Annotated in this window: 10 protein-coding genes; all 10 read right to left on the reverse strand. The window is 51.8% G+C overall.

Annotated features, from left to right (window positions below; all coding sequences use genetic code 11):
- Positions 1-151 precede the first annotated feature (151 nt).
- The 10 genes from QME66_10985 to QME66_11030 all read right to left on the reverse strand — a co-directional run bounded on the left by QME66_10985 (position 152) and on the right by QME66_11030 (position 12289).
- Positions 152-1042, reverse strand: a complete 891-nt coding sequence (locus QME66_10985) for a glycine--tRNA ligase subunit alpha (GenBank protein MDI6809488.1) — start codon at positions 1040-1042, stop codon at positions 152-154.
- A gap of 113 nt (positions 1043-1155) precedes the next feature.
- Positions 1156-1938, reverse strand: coding sequence for a DNA repair protein RecO (gene recO / locus QME66_10990; protein MDI6809489.1), 783 nt, complete (start codon positions 1936-1938; stop codon positions 1156-1158).
- A 170-nt stretch (positions 1939-2108) separates the two neighbouring features.
- Entirely contained in the window at positions 2109-3332 is a 1224-nt protein-coding gene (locus QME66_10995; GenBank protein MDI6809490.1) for a hemolysin family protein, read from the reverse strand.
- Positions 3329-4591, reverse strand: coding sequence for a hemolysin family protein (locus tag QME66_11000; protein ID MDI6809491.1), 1263 nt, complete (start codon positions 4589-4591; stop codon positions 3329-3331). The genes QME66_10995 and QME66_11000 overlap by 4 nt, the downstream gene beginning before the upstream one ends.
- 13 nt (positions 4592-4604) lie before the next feature.
- Positions 4605-5054, reverse strand: a complete 450-nt coding sequence (ybeY, locus tag QME66_11005) for an rRNA maturation RNase YbeY (protein MDI6809492.1) — start codon at positions 5052-5054, stop codon at positions 4605-4607.
- Between the two features lie 13 nt (positions 5055-5067).
- Entirely contained in the window at positions 5068-7299 is a 2232-nt protein-coding gene (locus tag QME66_11010) for an HDIG domain-containing protein (GenBank protein MDI6809493.1), read from the reverse strand.
- The gene (locus QME66_11015) at positions 7286-8272 is read right to left on the reverse strand and encodes a PhoH family protein (GenBank protein MDI6809494.1); all 987 of its coding nucleotides are present in this window, start codon (positions 8270-8272) and stop codon (positions 7286-7288) included. The genes QME66_11010 and QME66_11015 overlap by 14 nt, the downstream gene beginning before the upstream one ends.
- A 233-nt stretch (positions 8273-8505) precedes the next feature.
- Complete coding sequence (gene aspS / locus QME66_11020; GenBank protein MDI6809495.1) at positions 8506-10278, reverse strand: aspartate--tRNA ligase; 1773 nt, start codon at positions 10276-10278, stop codon at positions 8506-8508.
- A 168-nt stretch (positions 10279-10446) separates the two neighbouring features.
- The gene (hisS, locus tag QME66_11025; protein MDI6809496.1) at positions 10447-11748 is read right to left on the reverse strand and encodes a histidine--tRNA ligase; all 1302 of its coding nucleotides are present in this window, start codon (positions 11746-11748) and stop codon (positions 10447-10449) included.
- A gap of 82 nt (positions 11749-11830) precedes the next feature.
- Complete coding sequence (locus QME66_11030; GenBank protein ID MDI6809497.1) at positions 11831-12289, reverse strand: VanZ family protein; 459 nt, start codon at positions 12287-12289, stop codon at positions 11831-11833.
- Positions 12290-12494 lie beyond the last annotated feature (205 nt).

Consider the following 12494-nt stretch of genomic DNA (forward strand, 5'->3'; position numbering starts at 1 on the left):
CCTCACCCTACCCTCTCCCCAAAGGGGAGAGGGGAAAACCTTCTCTGACTCTCAGTCGTCCTACCTTCTCCCCCCCACACTTCCCTCTTCCCAACGGGGAGAGGGGAAAAGCTTCTTTCCCTCTCAGTCACCCTGTCCTCTCCCCCTCACCCTACCCTCTCCCCCGGGGGGAGGGAGTTTTCATTAACGGAAAGCCGAGCTCTTTCCGTTTTTCGAGATACTTGAGGGCGGCCTTGCGGGCGAGCTTTCTGACTCGCCCGATATAGCTCACTCTTTCGGTCACGCTTATTGCTCCCCGCGCATCAAGCATGTTGAAAATATGTGAGCACTTTATGACATGATCGTACCCGGGAAGAACAAGCCCCTTGTCAAGAAGTCTTCCTGCTTCCTTTTCATAGATCTCAAAGAGCTTGAAGTGCGTCTCGATGTCGGCTTCGTCGAAATTGAAAATGCAGAATTCCTTTTCGTTCTGGAGAAAAATCTCTGCCCACTTCACGTCCTTGGACCACGCGATTTCTGTCACCCTATCCTTGCCCTGAATGATCATCGCTATTCTTTCGAGTCCATACGTGATTTCTGCCGATACCAGGTCGAGATCCAGGCCGCCCGCCTGCTGAAAGTAGGTGAACTGGGTTATCTCGGTCCCATCAAGCCATACCTGCCATCCAAGACCCCAAGCACCCAGCGTAGGCGATTCCCAATCGTCTTCAACAAGCCTCACGTCGTGCTTTCTTGGCTCGATGCCAATGTGTTCAAGGCTTCTGAAGTAAACATCGAGAATATCATCAGGGGAAGGTTTCACAATAACCTGGTATTGATAGAACTGCTGCATCCGGTTGGGATTCTCACCATACCTGCCGTCCTTGGGCCTTCTCGAGGGCTCAACATAGGCAACCTTCCAGGGTTCAGGGCCGAGGGCTCTCAAGAAAGTCGACGGATTGAAGGTACCGGCCCCGACTTCGGAACTGTACGGTTGACCAATCACACAACCGTATTCCGACCAGTAGCTCTCGAGTTTGAGAAGCATTTCCTGAAAAGTCATGTTTTGGCTCCGGTCTTCCCCCTCACCTCTATCCTCTCCCCAAGGGGGAGAGGAAGATTGGGGAAGCGAACTTCGCTAACCCTCACCTCAGTCTTCCGTGGCCATCCACTCCCTCATCGGGAAGAGGCCTGGACAGCACGGGTGATTGTCTGAATCATCCTCGCCGAATTCAACCCCCTGTATCGTTCAATATGATGAGCCAGGAACGAATCAAGAAGCGTGGTGATTTCTCTTCCCAGGGATGATGCTTCCTTCAAGGGTTCAATCCTCCTGACACTCGCCTTCTGAAGCTTTCTCATGCATGCCACAACTTCGGGACGCACGTCAATTGCGCTGGGCTCTCTTGAAAGGCATCTTTCGCAAACTGTCCCCCCGAGAAGAGGCGCAAATGAAGCAAGATTCCTCTCTTCACTCTTGCATGCAACACAGCTTGAGAATTCAGGTCTGTAACCAAGAATATCGCATGCCTTGAGCTCGAAAATCCAGAGGAGAGCTGAAAGCAATTCATGCTCTGCCTTGGAGACGCTCTTCAAGGTCTCAAGAAGAAGCCCGTAGAGCGCAGGATTTTTCTCCTCTCCGTGGACGACGCAGGATATGAATTCCACGACTGCACTCCCGTAAGCGAACCTCACGAGGTCCCTATGAAGAGGAAGAAATGGTTCTATGACGTCCAGTTCCGAGAGAAACTGAAGATCTCGTCCCTCTTTCATGTAAAAGACAATCGAAATGTGCATAAAGGGCTCCAGGCCTGCACCAAACTTCCCTTTCGGGAGCCGCGAACCTTTGGCAACGACACTGACAAGGCCATAGTCAGACGTATATAGAGTGGCGATCTTGCTTGTCTCACGGAGCCTGATTGATTTGAGAACGATTGCTTCTGTTTTCGCCAGTGCCAAAACCTTGCCCTCACCTCAGTCCTCTCCCGTAAACGGGAGAGGAAGACTATGGAAGGGGTTCTTGCTAGCCTCACCTCAATCCTCTCCCGCAAGCGGGAGAGGAAGACTAATGTAAACTACCCTGGTTCACCCCTCATCCCAACCTTCTCCCCTATGGGAGAAGGAGTCTCTTACTCCTTGAGTCTGATCCGGACCGTTCCGATTCTCCTCTTGTCCGAGCGCAAGATCTCAATGAAAGCTCTTCCCACCTTGATCCTCTCGCCCCTCGCAGGGATCCTCCCAAGCTCAGACAAAATGAATCCGGCGAGGGTCTCGTAATCACCTTCAGGAATCGCGATTCCAAGTGAATCATTGAGGTCATCTATGCCAAGCTGAGCATCAACCAGATAGGTTGACTCGTCAAGCTTCCTTACTGCAATCCTTGAGGCCTCATCCTCATCAGCTATCTCACCCACAAGCTCTTCTACAAGATCCTCAACGGTAACAATGCCTGCCGTTCCTCCGTATTCATCAAGCACAATCGCCATGTGGCCGTGGGTCTGCTGAAGTTCTTTGAGGAGATCGTCGCACTTCTTCGCCTCCGGGACGAAAAGGACAGGTCTGGCGAGCTCATCAATCGCCTCATTCGGAGAGGACGCGACGAAAAGGTCGAAAATGTGGACAACTCCCAGGATCTTGTCCAATGTTTCTTCATACACCGGCAACCTCGAATGCTTGGCCTGCTGGGCGATCTTCAATGCATCTTTCACACTCGTTCCCTTCTCGACCCCGGCAATCTGAGTTCTTGGCACCATTATCTCATCGAGCGTTGTTTCTCCAAACTCAAAAACTCCGGAGAGCATCTTTCGTTTGTCGCTTCCAACTGCGTCGCCTGACTCGCTTTCGCTAAGCAGCATCTGGAGCTCTTTCTTTGTGAAAAGGAATCTTTCATCCTTCTTTCCTTTTGAGAACGGCGAGACAATGCGTTCGCTCATTGAACTCACCAGGGCAATTACTGGAAAAAAGAGCCTATGGAAGAACTCAAGAATCCTTATCGAACGAAAAGAAACCGTGCTTGCCCGCTCTCTACCGATAACCTTTGGGACAGCCTCACCGAAGACAAGCAGGATGACAGTGACGATCGCCGTGGAAATCACCGCGCCAGTCTCTCCGAAATGCCGGATGAACCATATTGTAGAAAGCGTTGACGCAAGGACTGTCGAGAGATTTGCACCGACAAGTGTCGTACCAAGGAACTTCCTGGGGTCTTGGATGAAGCGGACAATGGCTTTTGCTCTCCGGTCTCCACTTTCGGCCATGTGCCTGACCTTCACCTTATTCAAAGAAATCAAAGCAATCTCGGTCCCTTCGAAAAATGCGCACAAGATGACACCTACTACCACAAGAACAGTCACTTGTTGACCCTCTCTATTCTTGCGCTCCAGACCTTCCTCCCGACGACTTTCTCAACAACGAATCTCGCCCCTCCCCTGAGCAATTCCTCACCTTCTTCCGGAACTCCGGGTCTGAAAAGTGAAATAAACTCTTCAACAGTCCTGGCTTTGGGATCGGACACGTCAAGCCCCAGCATCCTTGAGACATCCGAGAGCTCAACATTTCCTCTCACCAGAAAGGAGCCGTCTTCCAGAACGGTGACGGCCGGCTCTTCCTCATCGTACTCGTCGTGAATCTCACCAACAATTTCCTCCAGCAGGTCTTCAATCGTTACCAATCCTGCGGTCCTTCCATATTCGTTCACGACGATTGCCATCTGAACCTTCTCCCTCTGGAGCTCCCTCAACAGTTCGTCTATTTTCTTGGCCGTTGGGACAAAATGGCATTCTCTCATCACTGCGCCAACCGTCGTCTCCGGTTCATCCTTGTAGAGATACCTGATGAGGTCTCTCGCCTGAAGCACTCCGACAATTCTCTCAAGCGTGCCCTCAAACACCGGAATTCTTGAATGCCTCACTTCTTTCACTATTTCTATTGCTTCTGAGAGCTTCGTCCCGACATCAAGACAGACCATGTCTGCCCTCGGAACCATCACGTCCTTTGCAGATTTGACTTCCATCGAAAAGACACCGCGAATCATTTCCTTTTCACCCTTCTCGATCGCACCGTCTTTCTCGCCGAGCTCAAGCACCGTCCTCAGCTCTTCTATGGTTATCAGTTCGCCGGTCTCCCCTTTCAAAAACCTTGTCACCATTCTCATAAGCTTGAGAATAACGCCAGACACAGGCCGCCCAAACGTCACGATGGCTTCCATCGGATAGCTTGCGTCGAGGGCAAATGTTCTTGAGTGAGAGACTGCAAAAGTCTTGGGGGCGATTTCTCCCACGACAAGAATCAGGAGACCTACGATCAACATCTCAACTACGAGGCCGGGAATCTCTCCAATGCTTCCCTTTGGAATTCGTCCGAAGACGAGTGCCGCCAAAGAAGCGATTGTCACATTCACAAGCGTGTTCCCGACCAGGATGGTGGCAAGGAGTCTTTGATGGTCGGAGAGGAGCCTGACGACTAGCTTCGACGCTCTCTTATTCTCGTGGGAGAACTGTTTGAGCTGGGCCCTTGAGAGAGAGAAGTAGGCGGTTTCGGATCCGGAGAAAAAAGCAGCAAATCCTAGAAGAATGACTATTCCAGCAATTTCCCAGTAAAGCGTTTCGTTCACGAATTTTGCCGGCCTATCTGGCTTTCTTGACTCTTGCCACACCGAGAGCAAGGTCGCCAAACTGCCTGAGTAGTATGTCCTCCTGCCGTTTCATCGCCGTCCGCTCTTTCCGATTCTCATCCCTGTATCCGAGGAGATGAAGAACTCCGTGGGCAGTAAGCCTTGCAACCTCTTCAGAAACGCTTACGCCATAGTCTTTCGCCTGAGAGATGGCTCTGTCGGCAGAAACATAAACCTCCCCGAGCGTATCGTTGTAGTAGGTCTTCCCATCTCTCTGCTTCACCTCTATCGCGAGGTCAAAGGCAAGGACATCCGTCGTCGTGTCGCTCCTGCGGAAATTCCTGTTAAGGCCCCGCATATAGCCGTCTTCGACATAGACTACACTTACACTCTCGTCTTTCCGTCCTTCCATGAGAAGAATAGTATCAACAAACTTCTCAAGAAGCGTCTTGTTTAGATTCAACTTCCTCTGCAGATTACCTATGGACACTGCCATTCTGAGCCTTAAGAAACTCCTCTGGGTAGGCAATCCTTCCGTGAAAAACCCCGGTCAATACCGATACAAAACTCTCCTTTATCTTTGCGAGCTCTGTGAACGTAAGACCGCACGCATCCAACTGGGATTCAGATACCCTGGTATCCACAATTTTTTTCACTAGACCACGGAGCCGGGAAGGTGTCGGGTCTTCAAGGGCCCTGGAGGCTGCTTCAACAGAATCAGCTAGCATCACGATCGCTGTCTCTTTCATCGTGGGCCTGGGCCCCGGGTAAGAATAGTCTTCTTCTTTCGCTGCCTGGTCGGCTTCCTTTGCCTTCTGAAAGAAAAATGACATGATTGTTGTGCCGTGATGCTCAGGTATCGCCTTCGTTATTACGCGAGGGAGCTTCTCGAGCTTTGCCAGCTCGAGCCCTTCCCTTATGTGGGATTCGAGGATAAGGCGGCTCATGGCAGGAGTAAGCTTCTCGTGAGGGCTGTGGACCCCTGTCTGGTTTTCAACAAAATACTCTGCCTTTCCGATCTTTCCAATATCGTGGTAGTAGGAGTCAACCCTGGCAAGAAGGGAGTTTGCCCCAACCGATTCACTGGCCGACTCGGCAAGAGTGGCCACGACAAGGCTGTGGTGATAGGTGCCTGGCGCTTCAAGCATCAGTTTCTTCAGCAGCGGTCTGTTCAGGTCTGAAAGCTCAAGAAGAGTTATGTTCGTGGTGAGTCCAAAGAGCGTTTCAAGCAGGGGAAAAGCGACAAGCGCAAGAATGGTCGAGCCGATTCCGTTCAGCATAGCCCATCCGCATTCGTTCAGGATGGTCCTGCCCGGAACAAAGTTTATGAATCCGAGAGTCGCGATTGCTGCCAGATAGCCGGCAGAGATAAATAGAACGGCCCTGTAGAACTGCCGTCTCTCTCTCAGCCGCAGTACTGAATAAATTGCAGAAACTCCACCCGCGAGCGTCATCACAACAAAGGAAAGCCCAAACCCCGCCAAAGGCGCGATGAGAAGCGTGAGGAATATCGTCACGGAAATGGCGAATCTGTCACTGATGAGAATTGTGAGAACAAGGCCGGCAAAAGAGACCGGTATGAGGTACTCGGATGTCCTTGAGAAGCTCGCGAGGAGAGCCGAGATTCCGAGTACGACAAGCACGACGACGAGAACAAGGAGAAGGATCCTGTTGTCCCTGAAAAGGTCCCTGTAGTGCAGCTTCAGGTAGGCTCCGAAAATAATCGCAATCATGACGAGGAAGAAGAGCCTCCCCAGCGCAGGCTGAAGCTCGTGCCATCTTCCCATCGCAAGCGAACGTTCTCTCCTTGCGACCCGAAGCGACCTAAGCTTATCAACATGCTCGCGGGTGATTCTCTCGTTGCTGTCGACTATTCTTTCATCCTTCAGAACCATTCCCTTGTAGGGGCTGATGACTTTGACAGCATCTTCCTGCCGTCTCAGTGTCTCCTGTTTGTCGTATCTCAGATTCGGGAAGGCAAACGCAAGAACGATATCGATCGCAGCCCGCGTCTCGGCATCGCCGCGTTGCATCACACCCTTCGTCCGAGCAGAGAGAGATTCCCTTAGCGAGATAATTGAGAGGAGTTCCTGCTCCTCCCTCGCGGACTCTCCATTCGCCCGGATTATTGTCAGAAGCGGGCGATCTTCTATCTCTCTTTCACTTGCTTCATCAACGAGTCCAGTCTCAAACAATTCTCCCAGGGATTTCCTGGAATAGGACAGGATACGTTCTCTCTGGCCGTCTTTGAGAAGTTCTGCCCTGGCTGTGCTGCCGAGACTCACCTCAAGGCCGCCTAATCTTCTCAGCTTCTCAGCTTCGCCGATAGAAGCGTTTCCCGCTATGCCCAGTACCTTCTTTTCGAACGCAAGGAACCGGGCCATCTGAGCAGGACCGACGCTCTCGTCGAACCTGAGCACAGGAGGAACCCTTGACTTCAGTTCTTCCCGCTCCCCCGAAAGTTCATCTGCTCTCTTCAATATCTGGAAATCGAAAGGCGCGATAACGCGCTCTTTGGATACTGCGCCTTCCCTCAGCTCCGGCGTGATAATCGCCCTTGATGTTGGAAACAACAGGTACGATACCCCTGCAAAACAGGTGAGGATGAGGAGTTTAATAAAGAAATTCTGTGCCTTCTTTATAAGCTGTTCTCTTCTCTTCATCTTCAGAACCGGACTTGCCTTCTTCCGGAACCTAAGCCTTCCCACCTATTCCTCCAGTCTCCTTGCTTCTGCCGTATTCATCAAAAGCCTTTATTATGTCCTTTACAAGTCTATGTCTCACCACATCCCTTTCGGTGAGATATACAAACCTGACGTCGTTGATCCCGGATAAAATGGTCTGAGCCTCGACAAGACCGGACTGGATTCCGTTTGCAAGGTCGATCTGGGTTATGTCCCCGGTTATTACTGCTTTGGAGTTCTCACCAAGCCTGGTGAGAAACATCTTCATCTGGCCGACCGTCGTATTCTGCGCTTCATCAAGAATTGCATACGCATTTCCGAGCGTCCTGCCCCTCATGTAAGCAAGAGGAGCGATTTCGATTACTCCAAGCTCGACAAACCTCCTCATTTTTTCGTAGCTCATCATATCAGAAATGGCGTCATAGATGGGTCTCAGGTATGGATCCACTTTCTCCTTGAAATCCCCGGGGAGAAAGCCAAGACTCTCACCCGCTTCCACGGCAGGCCTCACCAGGAGAATCCTCTCGACCTTCCTTGCTCTCAGAGCATTAACCGCGGCAGCGACCGCAAGATACGTCTTACCCGTGCCTGCCGGGCCTATCGAGAAGACTATGTCGTACTTCTCCATGGCCTCCAGGTATTCTATCTGGCCGACGGTCCTTCCGGAGACTATCTGTTTGTCCAAGGCGTAGGCGATTGACTTCCTTCCAACTCCCGAAATCTCCTTCTCTGTTCCGGATTCGATCAGGTCCAGAACATAGCGAACATCCGCCTCGCCCGATGATTTCCCTTCTCTCACTATCTTAAGAAGATTGCCGATGACGCGCGCCGCCTTCTCCACTGCACGGGCGTCACCTTTCACAGTAAGAACTCCGTCTCTCAGGACGATTCTCACGGGAAGCTTGTCCTCTATGAGCCGCAGATTCACGTCATTCTGGCCAAGGAGATGGATTGGATCTATGTCCGATATTACTATTTTGTGTACAGTTTCTTTCATTCAGGGAATCTCCAGAGTCGTGTCCTGAAATTCCTTATATATGTCTCTTTTCCAGGACACGGCTCTCTCATGGGGGCTATCGCCCCTCTGACGCTTCATGATGCTCCTCTTCGTCGCATCCTTACACTGTCACCCCTGAGGGGGTCGGCCACGACCCCCTCATACCCCCTGGCAGTGTGCCTTATGAAAGGTCGCGCATTCTGCAGAGTCAATTCGGCGACGGCACACTGGAATCATTCGACAATCCTGATGTGGAGCTCGTTCAGCTCCTTCTCGTCCACTTCGGCAGGAGAACCATCGACAAGCGAGCTTGCTTTCTGTGTCTTTGGAAAAGCAATCGTGTCTCTTATTGTCTCCCTGCCCGTCATTATCATCACGATTCTGTCAAGCCCAAGCGCAATTCCGCCGTGCGGCGGAGCCCCGTAATCAAGAGCTTCCAGAAGAAATCCAAATCTCTTTTCCGCCTCATCCCTGGAAATTCCTGCCACCGCCATTATCCTCTCTTGAAGTTTCCGGTTGTGAACGCGGATGCTTCCGGAGCCAAGCTCGACTCCGTTCAGCACAAGATCATATATCTTCCCTGTCGCGCTGCCAGGATCTTTTTCAATCCGGTCAATGCTGTCATCGTCGGGCATGCAGAATAGATGGTGTTCGGGTTCCCACGCCTTCCTGTCTTCATTCCACTGGAAAATGGGAAAGTCTTTGATCCAGACAAAAGAAAATTTTTCTCTTTCCTTCAATGCCCTTTTGCCCAGAGCGCTTCTCACCGTTCCCAGGGATTTGAGAGCGGCCTCCCTCTTGTCGGCGGTGAAGAGCACCACGTCCCCATCTCCCAGCGCGAATCTTGCAACAAGGGCTTGCTCAAGGTCAGGAGTAACGAACTTCTTCATTCCCCCTTCGAGACTTCCACCGGAGACTCTGGCACTGGCAAGTCCCTTTCCACCGGAAGCCTTCACCAATTCCGTGAGCTCATCCAGTTCCCTTCTGGAGAGACTTCCAACACCTTTGCATACGAGCGCCTTTGCCTCACCACCGGCCTCAATCACTTTCTTGAACGCTTCAAAACTACTCCTCTTCATCTCATCGGTCACATCCGAGATTTCGTACCCAAACCTGATATCCGGCTTGTCAGTCCCGAATCTCGCGAGCGAATCCGCATAACTCAGTCTCAAGAATGGGGTCTTGAGATCAATCCCGAACAATTCCCCGAAGATTGTCTTGAACATCTCCTCGACAAGCGAGAAAACGTCGTCAACAGTCACGAAGCTCATCTCGATATCAATCTGCGTATGCTCCGGCTGCCTGTCAGCTCTGAGGTCCTCGTCCCTCAGACAGCGCGCAATCTGAAAGTACCTGTCAAATCCGGAAACCATCAGAAGCTGCTTGTAGAGCTGCGGTGATTGCGGGAGCGCATAGAATTTCCCGGGACTCACCCTGCTGGGGACAAGATAGTCCCTTGCTCCTTCGGGTGTGGGCCTCACTAGAATCGGTGTCTCTATTTCGAGGAACTTCTTTCCGTCAAGAAACTTTCTCACAAGAAACGCAACCTTGTGTCTGAATACGATGACGTCTTTGATAGAAGGTTTTCGCAGGTCAAGATATCTGAACTTGAGCCTCAACTCTTCACCCACATCTACCTGGTCTTCAACCTGAAATGGAGGCGTTTTCGACTGGTTGAGAAGCTCCACTTCATCCGCGACCACTTCGATCTCACCAGTCGGAAGCTCCGGATTGATCATCTGAGCCGGCCTTGTCTTTACAATCCCGCCGACCCGAACTACAAATTCGCTCTTGAAAGAACGGGAAAGCTCAAGTGTTTCCTTGCTCACGTTCTCAGGATGCACCACGACTTGCGTAAGACCATACCTGTCCCTAAGGTCTATGAATATGACTCCTCCGTGGTCCCTGATACCGTGGACCCAGCCGAAAAGAAGAGCTTTTGAGCCGCTATCCTTTGCTCTGAGCTCGCCGCAGTTATGAGTCCTTCCAGCAGGATTCTCGTTCATTGGCTCCCGATTCCGTCCCCTCACCTTGATCCTCTCCCTCTCGGGGAGAGGGAAGGGTGAGCGGGTTTCACCTTTCGCATGAGTGCGAACCGCCACGAATCCTTACCGCTTGATCCTCTCCCTCTCGGGGAGATGGAGAGGTCGCAAGTTTCTCCGCCGACTCTGTTTTCATAGACCCTCTCCCTCAGGGGAGAGGGTAGGGTGAGGGGGTTTCCCCAGCAGATCTTTCAACCTTTCAACAAGATTCCCTTCAGATACCTTCTCTTGAGCTCCGCTGACCATGTTGCGGATGGTGGCGGTGCCCGATTTCAGCTCATCCTCTCCCACTATTGCCGCAAATCTGGCGCCCAGTTTGTCTGCCATCTTCATCTGTGACTGGAGACTGGATGACGTGAGGTCAACGCCGGTTCGAAAGACCTCTCTCAGACGTGAACTCAGCACAAAACACTTCTCTCTTGCCCCTTCTCCTGCTGCCACGACAAAGAGCTCGAGACCGGAGGCTTCTGCATCTTGCCTTCCCAGGGCCTCCAAAACATCCAGGACTCTTTCGCAGCCCCCGGAGTATCCCACACCAGGAGTGTCCGGCCCGCCGTAGGCTTTGACAAGGCTGTCGTACCTTCCGCCGCCTCCGATGGCAGACTGTACACCGAGAAGTCTATGGTTAATCTCGAACGCAGTCTTTGTGTAGTAGTCAAGACCCCGCACGAGTCCCGGATCTATCTCAAAGGGAATATCCAGAAGAGAAAGCCTCGCTTTCACAGCATCAAAATGTACCCTGCAATCATGGCAAAGGAAATCAAGAATCGGCGGCATGGAGCGAAGCTCACCCCGGCAGGTCTCAATCTTGCAATCGAGAATACGGAGAGGATTGTCCCTGTACCTTATCTTGCATTCGTCGCAGAACCTATCCAGCTTCTTGGAAACCTCCTGCCTGATTCTCTCATTGTAGTTGGGACGGCAGAGAGGACATCCCACGCTGTTGAGCTTAATCTCCGCATCATCAATCCCGGCTCCTGTCAGTATTCTTCTCGAAAGCTCAATAATCTCGGCGTCGGCCTCGGGTTCCGAAGTCCCAAGAAGCTCCATGCCGTACTGATGAAATTGCCTGAACCTTCCAGCCTGGGGCCGGTCGTATCTGAACATCGGCCCGAAATAGAAGAGTCTCGTCACCTTGGAGCTGCTGTAGAGTTTGTGTTCGATGAACGCCCGCACAACGCCTGCCGTACCTTCTGGACGCAGGGTAATCTCCCGTCCGCCTCTATCCTTGAAGCTGTACATTTCCTTCTTCACGATTTCAGTTTCTTCACCTATCGCCCTGGAGAAAAGCTCGGTGGCTTCAAAAATCGGCAGTCTTATCTCGCCATATCCGTACCTCATCGACACATCTCTCACAACTTTCTCAAGTGTCCTCCAGCGGGAGGCTTCCTCCGGAAGAATATCTCTTGTCCCTCTTTGGGCTTGAAATTTCATCTGGCAAACCTTTTCATGAAGGGACTACCGGGCTCGGCAGGAGAGAAAGGCCGGCAAATTGGATCAGATTTCAGTAGACTCATCACGCCAGGCGGGACATCTCTGTCCCCTTCCTCTTGTGCCACATGGCCCGCACCTTGATGAGCACGAGCTGCGCTACCACGAGACCGACGACATCAGCGGTGAAGTCATAAACACTTGAGACTTTCCCAGGGACGGAACGTTGGAAATACTCATCGCCGGCCCCGGTCAGCGCACCCAATCCTACAGCCACCGAGCAGGCAGCGAGGCTTCCCCTAAGCGTGAAGGAATTCATGACGCCTCTGCCCAGTATGAGACCAAAGACGAAGTATTCAAGGAAATGAAGCACCTTGTCAATATGCGGAATCTTCGCTGGAATTGGCAGCTTTGGTATCGAAGAAAATGAGAAAATCAGGGTTATGTAAATCAGAGCCGGAAGCCAGTACCGAAGGAACTTCTGAAATCCGCTCAGAGAACCGGGTAATTCATTCGGCCCCTCTACATATTTTCCGTCTTTCAACATGCCTCCCAGGTAAAATCTTCTACAGACTCTGTCAGACAGCAATCATTCGGCGTTGAATGTGAGTTTCGCAGGCCGGCCAAGGATGGACTCGCATCACAGACCCACGCCCCTGCGATCAGCAGCGAGACTCCCTGTCATCCCGCCCTTCACTAGTGCTGTGTCACATAAATTCGCGAACTTATTATGCGGTGCCCCAGCACTT

The organism is Candidatus Eisenbacteria bacterium (assembly GCA_030017955.1).
Taxonomy (GTDB): domain Bacteria; phylum Eisenbacteria; class RBG-16-71-46; order JASEGR01; family JASEGR01; genus JASEGR01.